The organism is Halobacillus dabanensis (genome assembly GCF_900114165.1).
Lineage (GTDB): Bacteria > Bacillota > Bacilli > Bacillales > Halobacillaceae > Halobacillus > Halobacillus dabanensis.
In genome coordinates, this window is record NZ_FOSB01000004.1 from 1 (window position 1) to 16,984 (window position 16,984).

Below are 16,984 nucleotides of genomic sequence, written 5' to 3' on the forward strand. Positions count from 1 at the left end.
AACCAAAGAATTTAAAGAGATATACAAAGAACGTGCAGCACAAGAACGAAAGAATGGGGAAATGAAGAATTTCCATGGTTTAGATCGTGCCGAAGGGTATGGTCTAAGAAGTGTGTCTTCACAAACCAAGTTAACGGCAATAGCGGTTAACTTGAAGAGGATAGCGAAGATAATATCCTCTACCTGAGGCCACCAGCCTCTCCCAAGATCCATTTTTATGGACCTTGGGAGTTTTTTTATGGGCTGAGCCGTATTCTCACAAAAAATACCGTACTTTTTCAGTGGTCTCGGAATGACTCGCTTTCCGCGGGAGCGCGGTGAGCCTCCTCAGGCTAAAGCCTTGCGGGGTCTCACCAAGCATCTTTTTCCCGCAGGAGTCTCGCCATTCCCCACCACCCCTTACTCTTCATACGGCAACGCATCCCGGTTATCTCGAAATCGTGTCTTCTAGAATACTGCCATATTGTTGAATAACACTTTCAAGAATAGAAAACCGCTTCCTTTGAGAGGGAAGCGGTTTTTTGATTATCCTGCTTTCGGTGTAATAATCTGTTCTTCTTTCCGGCCTTTATGTTTAACCAACTGCCTTACGAACCAAGTAACAACAATCAGCCAAATAACAGCACCAATGATCATAGACGTAGAATACTCCATCCCAAACCCTTCAGGGGCATAAAAGATATAAGAACTTACCACTGCTGTCATGAATAACGCTGGAAGACTACAAATCCAATGAAATTTTTGATTTTTCACCAAGTACATAGCGCCTGTCCACAACATGACGGTAGCTACTACCTGATTTGACCACCCAACATAACGCCACAGGAAACTATAATCCATTTGTGTAAGCATGAATGTCGGGACTGCGACAGAAATAGCAAACACTAATGGCGTCCATTTACTTTCGAGTTTCTTTTTACTTACCTGTCGCGCAAAATCGACAAGCATCATCCTTGAAGAACGCAGTGCTGTATCCCCAGTCGTTATCGGTAAAATGATTACACCAAGGATTGCTAGAATTCCTCCAAATGTCCCAAGTGTCGTACTACTGATTTCATTTACAACACCAGCCGGCCCTCCTGCATCAAGGGCAGCCTGAAGCTCTCCCGTACTACCAAAGAACGTCATACCAGCAGCCGCCCAGATCAATGCAATAATTCCTTCTGCAATCATGGCTCCATAAAATACTTTCCGTCCTTCACTTTCCTTTTTCAATGTACGTGCAAGAATTGGACTTTGTGTACTATGGAAACCTGAAATCGCTCCACAAGAAATCGTCACCATCACCATAGGCCAAACCGGTAATTCTCCCGGATGAAGATTACTTACAGTCAAATTGGGTATGGAATGGTCGAAAAAGAACATTCCTATTCCAATGGAAACCGCCATAAAAATTAATATTGCCCCAAAGATTGGGTAAACCTTTCCGATTATCTTATTGATGGGTAACAAAGTTGCTGTCAGAAAATATGCAAATATGATTAATATAGATGTAAAGAATCCTAGTGGCGTAACTTCAGCCATCAATTGTGCTGGCCCCGCTGTAAAAGCAGCAGCAACCAATACCATAAGAGCAACAGACAACAGGTTGATGACCGATTGAGCTGGACGGCCTAAGTACTTTCCGACTAAAGTAGGGTACTGAGCTCCGTTGTGGCGTAACGATAGCATGCCAGAAAAGTAGTCGTGGACAGCTCCTGCAAATATCGATCCAACTACGATCCAGATAAATGCAATTGGTCCGTAAAGAGCTCCCAAAACCGCTCCGAATATAGGTCCTAGCCCAGCGATATTAAGTAGTTGGATGAGACTCGCTTTCCACCAGCTCATCGGCATGTAATCAAAGCCGTCGTTCTTTTCGTATGCAGGGGTAACTTTGTTGTCATTGATTCCGAAAATCCGTTCAACCACCCTTGCATAAAAAAGATATCCGACAATAAGTAAAACAATAGATGCGATAAAAGTAACCATCGCTGAGCCTCCTTTCAAGATTGAATGTAAGAAGTATTCTAGCGATGAATTTGTCGAATCACAACCCAATTTCTGAATATTTATATTTTTATCTTTTTTTTCTTAAAAATAAAGCGATTACATGATAATTAAGTGTGGAGACGGCTTGATCAGCCCTGACAAGCTTAAGGACAAATTATTAAAAGATATAAAAAACCTCCCACAAGCTAGTAGGAGGTGTATGTATTAATATATTTAACCTGCCATCCTATAGAAATGGTTAAGTTTCCCGCAGTCGTTTCGATTGCTAGGATGGCATTGGTTTTAAATTATCATAAAAGAAATGGCTCTTCAAGTGGAGCTTAGAATCATTATGTACTTTTTTACTGCCCTGTACTTTGATAGCGATTATACTTTCTGAATTTGTTCAATAAATCATCCAGCTCCTGTGATATTCTGATTAGTTCCGCATCAGTAGGATTGCTATCATAAATATCATACATACGCATTCTTAATTCCTCTATTTGTTGCTCCAGTCTGAATTTATAGTTCATTTTTTCAACTCCTTCTCACGTACGATACCCAAAAAACCTTGAGCTAAACTGTTATCTTCTCGAAATTACCAAGTTCTTCTCAACTTTTATATCGGTTCTAGTAAATTCAACATAAGCCTTTCTTACCGATTTGTTGATATTGCTCGGGAAATGTAAATCATTTCTCAAAGGCAAGAAACATGATAGGATAAATTCAAACAATACATAGGAGGATATACAAATGTTTAAAACAATATCAACAGATCTAGCACCAAGTGCAATTGGCCCCTATTCCCAAGCGACCGATTTAGGTAACCTAGTTTTCATTTCTGGACAAATCCCTTTGGATCCAGCAACAATGGAATTCGTGTCAGATGATATAAAGGAGCAGACCTCCCAAGTAATGGAGAATATTAGCGCCATCCTAAAAGAAGCGGGATTGAGCTTTAAAAATGTAGTTAAGATGAACATTTACCTTGATTCTATGGAAAATTTCTCGATTGTTAATGAGATTTATGCCAGTTATTTAAGTGAACCCTATCCAGCGCGTGCAGCTGTAGAAGTCAGCCAATTACCAAAAGGGGCTAAGGTAGAAATCGAAGCGGTTGCCACTAGAAACTAACGTGCAATACTCCCCATCTTCCATATAAGCTCCTTATTCCGTAAGACTCTGTTTGGAGATGTTTCCGGGGTTTGTTGCTGTGTTGGGCGTCAGGGGTGGTGAGAAACGAACCCCTCTCCCAAGACGGGCCGTCTTCCCCTCCCTCATAAGTAGATATAAAGCGATCTATATCAAGCTTTGACGCTTGGGATGACCATTGGGGCGATTTATCTCCTCCCCTCGCTTGAGCATATAAGCAGATGTGAACAATCATTAATAAGGTTTTTGTATAAGCATACTGATAACAAGCAGAGCTTCCAGCTCTGCTTGTTTTGCGTTCAATCTTCATCTTTTACGTCAGGATCTTCCGGAAGAGGTTCACTCAGGTACTCCTGGATTATTCTTCTGTACTTTTCCATTTGCTCCATGTGACTTTGAAACTGATCTTTGTTGATCAAATATTGGTCTCCGTCATGAACTGTTCTAATTTTATTATGAAGGATCAAATGATGGAGATATTCTTTAGGGACTTCTAAGTATTCAGCAGTTTCTTTAATTGTCATATACATAGATGATCACCTTCCTTTTAAGTGTGAAGACGTGTTTGTCAGGCCTTGAAAGCTTAAGGACGGTAGAGATGTGCAACACTCTTGTTTACGTTTCTATTTCATTTAAGACCGCAAAAAGATACAAATCACAACAGAATGGTTAACTAAGTGGTAGTACCTATTATAATATCTATTTTGTATTTAAGTTAGAGTTTCTTCTTCGGAGACAAAGGGAAAAGAAAAAGGCACTTATCCTAATGAAAAGCGAGAGTGAGCATAATGGCTTCTTCTAATCCTGCAAGCCCAGACCTGAAAGAAACAAAGGAAGAAATCAAACCATGGGTGCGCAGATTTGCTAGATTTGGTTTTATGACAAAAGGGACAGTATATATGTTAATCGGAATTTTGACACTAATGGCATCCATTAGTATAGGTGGTGAAGCAACAGGAACGAAAGGAATGTTCCGCTCCCTTGCCGGAGTCCTTTTCGGTGAAATCCTCCTTTGGATCATTGCTATAGGACTGTTCGGTTATATTTCTTGGCTGATTATTAAAGCCGTGGTCGATCCTTTGAATAAAGGTAAAGACGGTAAAGGATTGATTTCTCGCATCGGTTATCTCGTGGGTTCCATTATTTATGGAGGTTTAGCATTGAATGCTATCAAAATCGCCCTCCACACCAGGTCAGATGGAGGCGATACTGAACAAACTTTTTCTGCCAGACTATTATCTCAGCCTTTCGGACAATGGCTGGTAGGCCTAGTTGGAGTCATAGTTATCGGATACGGTATTTATGAGTTTTACCATGGTAGCACCGGAACTTTCATGAAAAGAATGCGTTTAGCTGAAATGGAAAAACACAAAAGGAAAGTGGCCAAGCACACTGGTCAATTCGGATTATCGGCTAGAGGAATTGTTCTCGGTCTCATTGGCTTTTTCTTCATACAAACTGCATTGTCAGCTAACCCGAGTGAAGCCAAAGGGTTGGATGGTGCATTATCGGAAATCGCTCAGCAACCACATGGCCAAGTCTTATTAGGTGTTGCAGCTGTCGGTTTAATTTTGTATGGAATTTATCAGATGGTTCGTGGACGATACACTCACATGAATTTTGGTGAAAAATCATCACTATTCTAGTTTTCGTGAATAACAACAAAAAGGCCTTCCCTCTGAAAGAGGAAAGGCTTTCGATTTTTGTCGCGAATATACCGACGACCACATTCGTCGTTTAGCTTCCTAAGAAGCATGTACTTCGTCTTACACAAACAGCTCATCGCTAAATCAATATACCATTTACCGCGTGGTATTGCAAGACATTTCAAGTAAGGTCTTTGTGCTATACTAGGGCTACAAAATTACTCAGGAGGCTCTTATGCTTACATTTGAAGAAAAACTAAACATCATTGAAGAATTCCCAGAGCTCGAAAAAAAAGAAATTTCCCTCGGTCGTTTGAATTTCCATTTTGAAGGAAGTTTATACGATAAGAAAATTGTCGTATACCGGCTACACCCGAATGGAAACGGCTTCGTTTATGCAGGAGAAATCGAAGACTATCCCACAGATGAAAAGGGAATGGTAAACATAAAAGATATGAATAAAGAGGAATTACGTTCGTTAATTCGTGAGGCAATCGATTCCTTATCTCTTTCCCCTGCAGAGAAAAATCCAGTTATGGAAGAGTGGTTAAACAAAAATGATCAAGCGCTTGTCTTGATGCGTGAAGAGGATGGCTTCAACGTTTACGCTGAGGAACAACTGGAGGGTACCTTCAACTCCTATGAAGAAGCAGTCAATTTTTTGGAACAGGAAGGGTTCAGCCGTCTTTAAATTTAAAAAATGGTTTAAGAGAGTCGTTAATACGGCTCTTTTTTATATTCATGGCCTAATGTCACCTATCCCCCTTTCAGCATAAGTTATAAAAAAAGGTGGAGGTCTCTATGTACACGCACCCTTATTTTTATCGTCAGCAAGCTTCAGGAGTATCAAACATCCTCTCATTTGCTCAAGGAGATGTGAATGGTGACTATATGGAAGATCAAGTTTTCCTAATCGGTCAACAAACATCCGACAGCCCCTACGTTACAAATATTACGCTAGTCATCCAGGATGGACAGACAAATATCTTTTATTATGTTCCTTTAAAACCCAATATGGGATACCAACCCCGTCTTTTCCTGGCAGACTTCACCGGCGATGGGGTAGATGATATTCTAATCAGCATCGATTCAGGTGGAAGCGGCGGGTTCGGATATTATTATTTGTATTCCTTCTTAAACAACCAAGCAAAACTTCTGTTTGATTATGAGAACTTTGATGGTATGTTCCATTACAAAGTAAACTACAAGGACCAATACAAAGTGGAAGTCATAAACAAAACACTACAACTCTCCTTCATCATAGACCTTAGTAATCGTGACTCTGAATATTTATCGGAAATTTACAATGAGAATGGGACATTAAAGGGACCATTACAAGGTTCCGTGTTGGGGTTAAACACCCTCTATCCCATTGATTTTGATGGCGATGGCGTCTATGATCTGTTCGCTTTCCAACGGATCATCGGACAATATAATGCTGATGGACTAGGGTTGATCCAAACGCCTCTCACATGGAATGGTAAACAATTCGAGACGCTATTCCAAAATCAATATGTTGCTATACTTGGGATGGATAAGGATCCTGACTCTTCTCATTAATTTATTCTTGGCCCATTTTTCCGTACCCGGTACAGGTGAATAGTAATGCCAGCTTTTTTAGTATCGGAACGGATTTCCCTCCTCATCTACCTCGGTCTGCATTTTAATATCCTACAATTTGACCTCATACCTCCTTTCATAACATGGAAGGAGATTTTTTTGGTAAGATATTTATAAATAAAGAGATAATAGTTATATTCGTATAGAATCGGGAATAGGGAAGTTAACGTTATGGAAGGGAGAACGGTATGGAAAGTTTAAGTAAGCGGTTAGCCAAATATCTAGAAAATAATCAAAAAACATTAGTCAATGAGCTTTTACCCCATACGTTGGACGAGCTTGAAATCGTTTATACAGATGAGGATTTGAATTACCATTTTGAAATGCTACGTCTGCTCCTGGATAGGGTAGCGAAAAGTCTTTTGCAGCACCCTGGCGAAGTAAGTGCGGCTGAAATTGGCTATGACACGGAAAATTATCTATATTCACAAGGAATTCTCTTAAAGCAGACGGTCGATGTACTTACTATTTTCCGGTTATCTTTGATCAAACATATGCGCAATTCGAATATCATCAAAGAAGCGAATATTGAAGAAGGCTTTGTCGTGACAGAAGAAGTAGTAGCTGCTTTTGATGCTGCAATCCGGGCTACTACGGAGAGCTATAATAAGATGAAGGTGAAAGAGCAAGAAAAAATGGAAAAACATTTGAACGCTGTGTCCTCTCCTGTCGTTTTAATTGACGAATTCCAGGCCGTACTTCCACTTGTAGGAGAATTTTCACCAGAGAGGTTTGATGTAGTCAAAGATCAAACATTACATAAAGTCAAAGAACATGGTTTACGACTGTTATTCATAGATTTTTCAGGTATTGCGACATTTGATGAAGTTTTCATCAACGACTTGTTCAATTTGACGAAAACCATAAAATTACTCGGTACAAGAACCGTACTGACTGGTATTCGTACAGAAATGGCGATCGCTGCAATCCAATCCGAGATGAACTTCGAAGAACTTGAAACCTTCAATGACCTCAAACAGGCCCTGATCACGATTAATGACAAGCAATAAGGAGTTGGTTAGTGATGATACGTGTAGCTTTGTTAAGCAAGTGGCATGTACATGCGGCAGATTACGCACGTGAAGCAAATGAAAACCCTGGTGTGGAGATTGCAAAAGTTTGGGATGAGGACCCAGAGCGGGGACAAGCATGGGCGGACGAACTGTATGTTCCTTTTGAAAAAGATTTGAGCAGGGTTTTCAATGATGTGGAAATCGATGCTGTTATATTGACAAGCGCAACAGAGCGACATACAGAAATCCTTACGCAAGCAGCCCGTCACGGAAAACATATATTCACAGAAAAAGTATTGTCTCTTACACATAGAGACAATACGGAAATCCTGAAACATATTGAGGATGCAAATGTTAAATTCATGATTTCCTTACCTCGCTTAACATCCGATTATTATCTTTTCGCACAGAAAATGATGGATGAAAATACGCTCGGTACTGTCCATATGATTCGTTGTCGAGTAGCACACAATGGAGCAGTACCGACAGTTGATCATCCCAGGGGTTGGCTGCCTGATCGCTTCTTCGATAAAGACCAATGCGGCGGCGGGACACTGATCGACCTCGGTGCTCATCCGATCTATTTGGCTAACCGCCTAGCTGGTAGTCAGCCAAAAGCCGTTTTCGCTCGCCTTCAGTCCCTCATGGACCTCGGTGTCGACGATCATGCGGTAGCAACGGTAGAGTATGAATCTGGCTTACTCGCTATCCTAGAGTCCAGTTTTGTTTCTTCAGGGAGCCCTTTTCAGCTGGAGCTTTATGGCACAGAAGGCACGCTGATGATTGAAGGAGACCAGGTGAGGGTGAAAAGCAAAACACATGGACTGAACGAGTGGACACACCCTGAACTACCCTCCCCATTGCTATCACCCCTTGATCAATGGGTCGAAGATATTCAAAACCGAAACACACCAACTATCACGAAAGACGATGCCAAAGCTTTAACACTCGTCAACGAAGTCGCCTCATTATCACATGAAAAAAGAAAACGAATCGAAATTAACGTATAAAAGCGCAAGCACTTTGGTCACACCCGATTAAGCTTAAGACAAGACTCGACGTGGCGTTTTTGTCACAGAGATGATTGCCTTAAAACCTCTAGGGATTAAGTAATGAAATCTGTGCTCACAATGGTATAATTTCTCAGATAACTAAAAAACGCCCATTATATCTTTAAGATATCAGGGCGTTTAGTTTAATTCTTTTTTCAATGTCACCAATGTACGAGGCTTCCCTCTAAACCATTCTTCTGTTCTCTCTCCAGTCGCTAGAAATCCATTCTTAGCAAAGAAACGTAAGCTTCCACCATTATCTTCATATACTTCGGCAAAAATTGTGTCCACACCTAATTCTTCAGAGATGTATAGCAAAAATAAATTCAGCGCCTCTGTCCCTACCCCATGATTTCTTTTTTGGGCAATGACTATTCCAATATAGTCCCGCTTTTTTGTCCGATAAAGTTCAACTTTTCCAATAAGGCGACCATCCAATTGAATGGCTTTCAACAATAAATTTGGTTTTTCACCGTTGAAATACGCCATGTAAGACTTGTTAAATTGTTCATAAGTCCGCGGAACATCAACCCCTGTCTTTATTTGCAATTCCGCATCCAACTCCCATTTATGCAATTCTTTTAAGTGGTTTGTATTGATATCTGTAATCTCTACCTTCATGACTGCTAAAATCACCTCTTTAATAAACAAGTACCAGGATTAAGTGACCTGGTACTTGGGAATATTCCCTCTCTTCACTTTACTGAACCGTTAATTTCGAATGGTGAATTTTGGATACCGTAACAGAATCGCGATAAAACCTGAAAAAGCCAACAGGATCGGATAAAAACAGAACGGTACGATACTGATTGGGGAGACACTTGCAACACCTGCCACAGATAGAATTTGTGCCCCATAAGGTAACAGCCCTTGGACAGAACTGGAGAATATATCTAAAATACTTGCTGAACGTTTCGAATCGATATCAAAGCGGTTTGATATTTGTTTTGCCAGCGGGCCTGCTGTCATGATGGAGATAGTATTATTGGCTGTAGAGAGATTAACAGCACTCACTAACCCTGCAATACTATACTCTCCTCCTCTGCTGGAGTGGGCGCCCTGACTAATTTTGCGAAGTAGAAAATCGATTCCACCATTGTGACGAATCAATTCAACGAGACCTCCGAGCAGAATCACAAGTAAAGACAATTCCTGCATCCCAGCAAATCCATCTCCTATGAGCACTACAAGTTCCATGATTGTGAACTCGCCCATGAGAAGACCCATCAGCCCCGCAAAACCAATCCCTCCCATTAATACATAAATGACATTGATCCCAGATACAGCAAAAATAAGCACACCAAGGTAAGGAAGCACCTTTATGAAATCAAATGGATGTTCATCTGGAACTGTAGATGCAGCATCAGCTGTAATGATGCCAAAAATGACCGCTGTTACAATAGCAGCAGGCAAGACGATAAAGAAGTTGGCTTTAAATTTGTCCTTCATTTCAGTTCCCTGGGTACGAACAGCCGCAATCGTCGTGTCTGAAATAATCGATAAATTATCTCCGAACATAGCACCACTCACTATTGCTCCCATAGTCAAGGCGACCACCACGTCTGTCTGCTCAGCAATGCCCATACCGATGGGAGCCAGTGCCACAATCGTACCGACAGATGTCCCCATTGATATAGAAATAAAACAAGAAATAAGAAAAAGACCGACAATCAATAAATTGCCAGGAAGAATACTCAAACCCATGTTGACCGTTGAATCAACAGCTCCCATTCCTTCAGCCACTGTGGAGAAAGCGCCTGCTAAAAGGAAGATAATGACCATCAAGATGATGTTTGAATGTCCTCCCCCCCTCTGTCAGTTGTCGTAATTTTGTTTGAAAATCTGTCTTCCTGTTCATAAAAAGAGCGATAAGGATCGCAGCAAATATAGCGACAAGGACTGGCATTTGATAAAAATCCCCTGTCAGTATCCCCGATCCGATGAAAAGTAATATAAAGACACCAAACGGAAGCAGAGCCAAACCATTCCCTTTGGTCGTTTCATTTTGTTCCATGAAAACTCCTTCTTTCTTTTATAAGCTCTTTCATACTCTACAACACTTACATAGGCCATATCAAGTTGTTAAGCCTGGAGAGAAATAGGTCCAGGGACGTAGAAGAATTACATCTCCAGCTTAAGGGCAGACCTCTCCGAACAGATTATGATGGATAGGTACCAGAAGAAAGGTTAATTTCCCCACCTAAGTATATAATGGGGAATTTCAATTGAAAGAACATAAAACACAGCGCGCATTGTTCTCCCCGGATAGTTTATGTCGAGGCGTTTTTTTAAAGAGGGTTTCCTTGAGACTTTGAGGAGCCCACTACTAGGCAGAACAATCATGGATTATCGACAAAGAAAAATACTCATTTTCTTATGAGTTCACAATATATTTATTTTTGTGTGGTTAAAAAGGAGGAAGGAAGAAATGAAAGGTATCCAATTTATTTTGCAAAGGAAAATTTTAATCGGCCTTGTGACTACTCTCATCTTGATTCTCGGTAGCTATGCGATGATCCACATGGATGAAGAGCTCATGCCACCGCTTTCCATGGATGGCGGCTACATTAATATTGAAGCAGCAGAACAACCAGCAGTCGAAGTTGAGCGCACTATCACAACACCGTTAGAACGGCAAATAGAAAGTATAGAAGGGATCAAAGAGGTGCGTTCAACCTCTTCGGATGGAAGGACCTCCCTCCAACTCGCCTTCGAACGCGGCAAGGGAGACGAAGCCATTAAAGAAGTGGAGTCTCTCACTAATCAGCTCACTTCAACGTTAAATGTCGACCGTGTCGAAGTCGGTCAGTACGGGACCACACAAAATTATCAGTTTTTCCTGGATCTATCCGGTGGAGATATGGAAAAGATGAGCGAATTCGCTACTAACACATTGGAGCCAAGACTTGAAGAACTGCCCGAAGTCCGTGACGTCGACATCATTGGTATACAAAATAATGAAATGGTGGTCCAATTTGATCGTGAAAAACTACAGGAAAATGGATTACAAATCGATCAAGTACTTCCAATACTCCAACAAATAGATGAAGAAGCTACCCTTGGGGAATTGTCAGGAGAAGCCGGTGATCTTCCCCTCCGTTGGGACTTATCTATAGATAATACGAGCGATTTGGAAAATCTCAGTATCCCTACTCAGTCAGGACCCATTTCCCTCCAGGACATCGCAACTATTACTTTGCAACCTCAAGAGCAATCATCCTATGTCTGGAAAAATGGGGCAAAAGAGTTTCTTTTTGCTCAAGTAGGAGGATCTGCTAATTTTACAGATATTGAAACAGCCGGGGCGGTACGAGAAGAAATCAAAGCGATGGAAGACGAAGGTTTGTTTGATGGGTTTAATTTAAATGAAGTTGTAGCTCAAGCAGACTATGTCGAAGATTCGATTAACGGTGTCACAAGCAATATCCTTATCGGAGGTCTGATCGCCATAGCTATTCTGTTGATCTTCCTCCGCAATCTAAGAGCAACCTTCATTATCAGCATATCTATCCCGACATCTATTTTACTCACCCTCACATCTATGTGGATGTTTGATTATAGCTTGAACATGTTGACACTCATAGGACTCGGCCTTGGAATTGGTATGATGGTCGATTCCTCTATTGTCATATTAGAGTCCATTTACAATAAGAAAGAAAATGGGCTGATAGGAATGGAAGCTGTAACTTCAGGTATTAAGGAAGTGGCTACTGCTGTCATTGCCTCGATGCTTACGACTATAGTCGTCTTCTTGCCCATCGGCCTGCTCGGAGGAGAAATGGGCCAATTTATGATTATCCTGTCCATTGTCGTTGCTATCACCTTAATCAGTTCTGTCGCCATATCCTTTACTTTGATTCCATCCCTTGCAGTGAATTTTTTAAAACTCACGAAAAATAAACAGAGGAGAAAAAATGGACCAATCTTGAATTTTTATGAGCGCTTAGTCTCCTGGATTGTTAGAAAAAAACGATACAGTCTAAGCATTCTCGTTCTATTCGTAGCTATGTTCGCCGGCTCCCTTTTGCTAGTCACAAAAATACCGATGACTATTATGCCGGACGTATTCAATCGTTATGCGGAATTGATGATTGACGTCGAAGAAGGATTATCACAAGAAGATAAGCAGGAAATCGTTCGTGCAGTCCATGATGAACTAAACAAAATTGATGATGTAGACTCGAACTATGTAATGGATAATGGTGGGATGATGTACACCATCATCAATATGACAAAAGGTGATAAGATCACCACAGAACAAAAAGAAGTGAACGAACAAATTTTCAAGTCCCTTCGTTCCCTGGAAGAAGAGCATCCCATAAATAATGTCGCGAGTGTTATGGAAGCAGGCGGAAGTTCACCTGTCCAAGTGAACATAAAAGGAGAATCTTTCGAACAATTACAGGACTTAGCGAAAAGCTTCAAAGCAGAACTTGAAAAGATCGATGGAATCGTCGCTAGTCAAACATCCATCGACCATACTATCGAGGAACAAATCATCGTCTTAGATCAAAAAGCTTTAAATGAGGCTGGAATCAATCAAATGCAAGTTCGCCAAATAATCGAGCAATCTTTCCTGAACCAACCAATCGGCGAACTTCACATCGATCAACAAGACGTTCCGTTCCTAGTAACCTGGGATAATCCAACAGATTCAAAAGAAGCTTTTTTTGACATTGACGTACCGACAGCTTCTGGGAATGAAAAGCTATCGAGCTTCGTTTCATTAGAGACCGTGGATACACCTAATGAAATTAATCATGTAGATGGGGAACGATACATTTCTGTGACAGCTGATATTGAAGGAAGAGATCTTGGTTCCATCAACCGCGATGTCCAGAAAGTCGTCGAAGATTTCAAGATTCCATCGGGATATGATGTTACGACCGCAGGAGACTTGGAGGCACAACAACAAGTCATTCAAGAGATGCTTCTTATTTTGGGGATAGCCATTTTCCTCGTCTACCTTGTGATGGCGGTCCAGTTCAACCATCTATTCCATCCACTTATCGTCATGTCTGTCATCCCAATGACTGTTGTTGGCGTTATTCTCGGCTTATTCCTGACCCAAAGAGAGCTGAGCGTGATGTCTGCTATGGGTATTATCATGTTGATCGGTATTGTTTTAAATAATGCGATCCTTTTCATTACAAGAACAAACCAGTTAAGAACAAACGGCATGGCTGTTGAAGAAGCGCTTATACAGTCTGGAAAAGACCGGATCCGGCCAATTTTCATGACGAGTTTAACCACTGCCGGAGGGATGTTACCACTTGCCCTCGCCTCAGGTTCTGCCGGCAACTATCAGGCTCCAATGGCGACGGTCATCATATCCGGTCTATTGTTTGCAACATTCATCACACTGCTGCTCATCCCGGCCATCTATCGACTGTTCAGTAGAACGAAGAAAAAACAGAAAACAAAAATAGAAAGTCCGGTGGGAGAAACAGCCATGTAAAACCCCCATAAATGATAAAAGCAGGGCGAAAACTATAAAGTAATGACCTCCCCTATTGTAAAATAATTAAGGCGTAGCTGATTTTTCAGCTACGCCTTTTTATTTCCTCCAAGCAGAATAATAAAGTTTGAAGATACATACCTTCCAATCATGCCTACCCTTAAAAGAATAAAATATGGGCGAGCAATGCTGCGATTGGCAAGGTTATAATGGTACGCTGCAAGAAAATAATGAACAATTCCAAAAAGTTGATCGGTATTTTTGATTTGATTAAAAGAATGCCGATTTCTGACATGTAGATCAATTGAGTCAACGACATGACACCGATAATGAAACGTGTCAACTCAGATTCAATACCACTTCCAACTACAGCAGGCAGGAACATGTCAGCGAATCCGACGATCATCGCAGGTGCAGCTTCTGCTGCTTCTGGGATTTGCAGGACATTCAATAATGGAATGAATGGATAGGATAACCATGTGAATATTGGCGTGAATTCAGCAATGACAAGGGCGACCGTTCCAAGCGCCATCACGAGGGGAATCAACCCGAACCAGATGTCTGTTACATTAAAAATCCCTTTTTTCACCACTGATCCTGCGCTTTTCACTTGATCAGCTTTACTAACGGCCTGGTCCAGTCCCCAACGGAATGTGGAGACCCCTTCCGGAACCACTTCATCGATTTTCTTCCCTACTGGCTCATAATAAGATTCTTTTTTCCAGGAAAGCGGTGGAATTCTCGGACAAACGATAGCAGCCACGATACCACACACAACTACGGTGAAGTAAAAAGAAACAAACATGTGATCAATAGATAGGAACTTTGCGATAACGAGACTGAAAGCAATAGATGCGATGGAAAAGTTACTCGCAACCACAGCCGCTTCACGTTTTGAATAATAACCATTTTCGTACTGTTGAGTTGTTAGCAGAACACCTACGGTTCCACTCCCCATCCAGGAAGCCATGGCATCAACCGAAGAACGACCAGGAAGTTTGAAAAGTGGATGCATTACTTTTCTTACCACGGTTCCAATGAAATCCATCAAACCAAACTCTAGTAAAAGCGGCATGAATAAACTAGCGAATAAGAACCAAACCATCAGGACAGGGATTAAGTCAAAGAGAACGACGCCACCTGTAAGCTCGGAAGATATGTAGGAAGGTCCTACTCCCGCAAGCGTCATAATCGCAAATGCTGCTCCAAGAAAACGCAAAACAATCCAAAAAGCGCCAACATCGAAAACATTAGATATGAAAGGATGACTTCTGAACTGACCATTGGTCGCTTTAACTGCCAAACTACCTACGGCGGACAAACTGATGACTGTTGTCATAAAGAGAGGGATATAGGCCCCTATAGCTCCTTGCAGACCTTCCGCCATTACACCCAGACCGATTGTAACGCGGCCATCGACTGAAATTGGTATTAGAAATAAAAGTACTCCGATGAAGGAGGGGATGAAAAACTTCATCCATTGCTTTGTTGTATACGATGTTGATTCTTCTAGGGTGGTGCTCACTTTCGTTTGTTGAATACTCATGAATGATCCTCCTCGTCATTATTATGCATATAATAGTATAAATAAACACCATTTGATAGTTAATAACTATACAATCTAATGCATTAAAATTCAATAGTTTGCAGAAAGATTTCGAAAACAGTTTACCTTTTCATAGAAAAAGGAATGTGGAACATTATAAGGATAGTAATAGAGGAGGCCTACATAATGACCGTTAACGTACCGAAAGACAAAACGATCGATAACACGCTGGCGATTTTCAAAGATGGATACAACTTCATACCGAAGCGAGTACAAAATCATCATTTGGATGTGTATGAAACAAGAGTTCTCGGAGAAAAAGTAGCTTTGTTAAGTGGTATAGAAGGGGCGAAACTGTTTTATGATACCACCCGTATGAATCGAAAGAACGCACTTCCCAAACGTGTATTGAAGACACTATTCGGAGAGAATGGCATACAGACGATGGACGGTGAGGCCCACAAACATAGAAAACTGCTTTTCATGTCACTGATGACCCCTGAAGCATTACAAGAGTTATATGAAATCACCACTAAATATTGGGCGCATTTCACTAAAAAGTGGAGCAAAATGAAAAAGGTCACTCTTTATGATGAATCGCGTGAGCTTTTGTGCCGAACCGCCTGCGAGTGGGCCGGTGTACCGCTAAAAGAAAAAGAAGTACAAAAACGGACACGTGACTTGAGCAACATGATTGATGGTTTTAGTGCGATCGGACCGAAACATATGGAAAGCAGAAGAGCAAGAAAACGTACAGAGGCCTGGATTGAAGAATTGATTTTGAAGGTACGCGAAGGAGAGCTGGAAGCGGAAAAAGGGAAAGCGATCTATGAAATGGCTATGCATAAAGACTTGGATGGTCGACCTCTGGATGCACGAATGGCTGCTATTGAATTAATAAACATCATCCGCCCTCTTGTTGCTATATCGAAATTCATTACTTTCGGCGCTGTCGCACTTCAGGAATATCCTGAAACAAACACCCGGGTTTCCTTAGATGATGAGTATTTATTTATGTTTTCTCAGGAAGTAAGACGCTTTTACCCTTTCGTTCCATTTCTTGGTGCCAGAGTCGACCATGATTTTACTTGGCAACAATATAATTTCGAAAAGGACCAACTTGTGCTCATCGATGTATATGGAATCAACCATGATCCAAAAGTTTGGGAGAATCCGGATGAATTCAATCCTGAGCGCTTCGTTGATTGGGATGGAGGTTTATTTGACTTAATCCCTCAAGGTGGTGGCGGCTATTATTCAGGTCATCGCTGCCCTGGTGAATGGCCGACGATTGAAGTGCTTCAAGCAAGCTTCCGCTATATGACCAAACATTTAGATTATGATGTTCCGAAGCAAGACTATTCTTACAGTCTCAGGAAAATGCCTTCTCTACCGAAGAGTGGTTTCATCATGAGTAACGTTCATTATAAAAACTAATTCTTCACACAAAACGCTTCATTATCTGACAATATTCTGGAGGACTTGAATTCGAGACTTTTGTTGTGAATAAGGGAAGTACACCACAT

The 16,984-nt window shown here is 41.2% G+C and carries 13 protein-coding genes and 2 pseudogenes; 9 read left to right on the forward strand and 6 right to left on the reverse strand.

What is annotated here, in order from left to right; all coding sequences use genetic code 11:
* Positions 1-181: pseudogene (locus BMZ58_RS07835) on the forward strand (transposase); the annotation flags it as partial.
* Between the two features lie 344 nt (positions 182-525).
* Here the strand turns inward: BMZ58_RS07835 and BMZ58_RS07840 are convergent.
* Together BMZ58_RS07840 and BMZ58_RS07845 are read right to left on the reverse strand one after the other, a co-directional pair.
* Positions 526-1,971, reverse strand: coding sequence for a carbon starvation CstA family protein (locus BMZ58_RS07840; protein ID WP_075036009.1), 1,446 nt, complete (start codon positions 1,969-1,971; stop codon positions 526-528).
* A gap of 362 nt (positions 1,972-2,333) precedes the next feature.
* Entirely contained in the window at positions 2,334-2,504 is a 171-nt protein-coding gene (locus BMZ58_RS07845; RefSeq protein WP_075036010.1) for an aspartyl-phosphate phosphatase Spo0E family protein, read from the reverse strand.
* 220 nt (positions 2,505-2,724) lie between these two features.
* Between BMZ58_RS07845 and BMZ58_RS07850 the strand changes: the two genes are divergently transcribed.
* Positions 2,725-3,105, forward strand: coding sequence for a RidA family protein (locus BMZ58_RS07850; protein WP_075036011.1), 381 nt, complete (start codon positions 2,725-2,727; stop codon positions 3,103-3,105).
* Positions 3,106-3,422: 317 nt separating this feature from the next.
* On the opposite strand, the gene BMZ58_RS07855 is transcribed toward BMZ58_RS07850, so the two are convergent.
* Positions 3,423-3,653: an excisionase family DNA-binding protein gene (locus tag BMZ58_RS07855; protein ID WP_075036012.1), complete on the reverse strand. Its 231-nt coding sequence runs from the start codon at positions 3,651-3,653 to the stop codon at positions 3,423-3,425.
* A 258-nt stretch (positions 3,654-3,911) separates the two neighbouring features.
* Between BMZ58_RS07855 and BMZ58_RS07860 the strand changes: the two genes are divergently transcribed.
* The 5 genes from BMZ58_RS07860 (at position 3,912) to BMZ58_RS07880 (ending at position 8,412) form a co-directional block, all read left to right on the forward strand.
* On the forward strand, positions 3,912-4,769 hold the full coding sequence (locus BMZ58_RS07860) for a DUF1206 domain-containing protein (RefSeq protein WP_075036013.1): 858 nt from the start codon (positions 3,912-3,914) through the stop codon (positions 4,767-4,769).
* A gap of 235 nt (positions 4,770-5,004) precedes the next feature.
* Positions 5,005-5,460 (forward strand): hypothetical protein, encoded by a 456-nt coding sequence (locus tag BMZ58_RS07865; protein WP_075036014.1) that lies wholly within the window; start codon positions 5,005-5,007, stop codon positions 5,458-5,460.
* A 110-nt stretch (positions 5,461-5,570) separates the two neighbouring features.
* Complete coding sequence (locus BMZ58_RS07870; RefSeq protein WP_075036015.1) at positions 5,571-6,329, forward strand: spore coat protein; 759 nt, start codon at positions 5,571-5,573, stop codon at positions 6,327-6,329.
* A gap of 248 nt (positions 6,330-6,577) precedes the next feature.
* Positions 6,578-7,399: an STAS domain-containing protein gene (locus BMZ58_RS07875; RefSeq protein WP_075036016.1), complete on the forward strand. Its 822-nt coding sequence runs from the start codon at positions 6,578-6,580 to the stop codon at positions 7,397-7,399.
* A gap of 14 nt (positions 7,400-7,413) precedes the next feature.
* Positions 7,414-8,412: a Gfo/Idh/MocA family protein gene (locus BMZ58_RS07880; RefSeq protein WP_075036017.1), complete on the forward strand. Its 999-nt coding sequence runs from the start codon at positions 7,414-7,416 to the stop codon at positions 8,410-8,412.
* A gap of 180 nt (positions 8,413-8,592) precedes the next feature.
* Here the strand turns inward: BMZ58_RS07880 and BMZ58_RS07885 are convergent, their stop codons facing one another.
* Positions 8,593-9,075, reverse strand: coding sequence for a GNAT family N-acetyltransferase (locus BMZ58_RS07885; RefSeq protein ID WP_075036018.1), 483 nt, complete (start codon positions 9,073-9,075; stop codon positions 8,593-8,595).
* A 90-nt stretch (positions 9,076-9,165) separates the two neighbouring features.
* A pseudogene (locus BMZ58_RS07890) lies at positions 9,166-10,468 on the reverse strand (Na+/H+ antiporter NhaC family protein).
* A gap of 414 nt (positions 10,469-10,882) precedes the next feature.
* On the opposite strand from BMZ58_RS07890, the gene BMZ58_RS07895 reads away from it, so the two are divergent.
* Positions 10,883-13,912 (forward strand): efflux RND transporter permease subunit, encoded by a 3,030-nt coding sequence (locus tag BMZ58_RS07895; RefSeq protein ID WP_075036019.1) that lies wholly within the window; start codon positions 10,883-10,885, stop codon positions 13,910-13,912.
* A 160-nt stretch (positions 13,913-14,072) separates the two neighbouring features.
* Here the strand turns inward: BMZ58_RS07895 and BMZ58_RS07900 are convergent, their stop codons facing one another.
* On the reverse strand, positions 14,073-15,458 hold the full coding sequence (locus tag BMZ58_RS07900; RefSeq protein ID WP_075036020.1) for a YjiH family protein: 1,386 nt from the start codon (positions 15,456-15,458) through the stop codon (positions 14,073-14,075).
* A 186-nt stretch (positions 15,459-15,644) separates the two neighbouring features.
* Between BMZ58_RS07900 and cypC the strand changes: the two genes are divergently transcribed.
* Entirely contained in the window at positions 15,645-16,895 is a 1,251-nt protein-coding gene (gene cypC / locus BMZ58_RS07905) for a CYP152 family fatty-acid peroxygenase CypC (protein WP_075036021.1), read from the forward strand.
* The last annotated feature ends 89 nt before the right edge of the window (positions 16,896-16,984 follow it).

What these genes read in the sequence shown, in the direction of transcription:
- BMZ58_RS07840 (WP_075036009.1), bottom strand. Translation starts at nt 1,971, where the DNA reads ATGGTTACTTTTATCGCATCTATTGTTTTACTTATTGTCGGATATCTT.
- BMZ58_RS07845 (WP_075036010.1), bottom strand. Translation starts at nt 2,504, where the DNA reads ATGAACTATAAATTCAGACTGGAGCAACAAATAGAGGAATTAAGAATG.
- BMZ58_RS07850 (WP_075036011.1), top strand. Translation starts at nt 2,725, where the DNA reads ATGTTTAAAACAATATCAACAGATCTAGCACCAAGTGCAATTGGCCCC.
- BMZ58_RS07855 (WP_075036012.1), bottom strand. Translation starts at nt 3,653, where the DNA reads ATGTATATGACAATTAAAGAAACTGCTGAATACTTAGAAGTCCCTAAA.
- BMZ58_RS07860 (WP_075036013.1), top strand. Translation starts at nt 3,912, where the DNA reads ATGGCTTCTTCTAATCCTGCAAGCCCAGACCTGAAAGAAACAAAGGAA.
- BMZ58_RS07865 (WP_075036014.1), top strand. Translation starts at nt 5,005, where the DNA reads ATGCTTACATTTGAAGAAAAACTAAACATCATTGAAGAATTCCCAGAG.
- BMZ58_RS07870 (WP_075036015.1), top strand. Translation starts at nt 5,571, where the DNA reads ATGTACACGCACCCTTATTTTTATCGTCAGCAAGCTTCAGGAGTATCA.
- BMZ58_RS07875 (WP_075036016.1), top strand. Translation starts at nt 6,578, where the DNA reads ATGGAAAGTTTAAGTAAGCGGTTAGCCAAATATCTAGAAAATAATCAA.
- BMZ58_RS07880 (WP_075036017.1), top strand. Translation starts at nt 7,414, where the DNA reads ATGATACGTGTAGCTTTGTTAAGCAAGTGGCATGTACATGCGGCAGAT.
- BMZ58_RS07885 (WP_075036018.1), bottom strand. Translation starts at nt 9,075, where the DNA reads ATGAAGGTAGAGATTACAGATATCAATACAAACCACTTAAAAGAATTG.
- BMZ58_RS07895 (WP_075036019.1), top strand. Translation starts at nt 10,883, where the DNA reads ATGAAAGGTATCCAATTTATTTTGCAAAGGAAAATTTTAATCGGCCTT.
- BMZ58_RS07900 (WP_075036020.1), bottom strand. Translation starts at nt 15,458, where the DNA reads ATGAGTATTCAACAAACGAAAGTGAGCACCACCCTAGAAGAATCAACA.
- cypC (WP_075036021.1), top strand. Translation starts at nt 15,645, where the DNA reads ATGACCGTTAACGTACCGAAAGACAAAACGATCGATAACACGCTGGCG.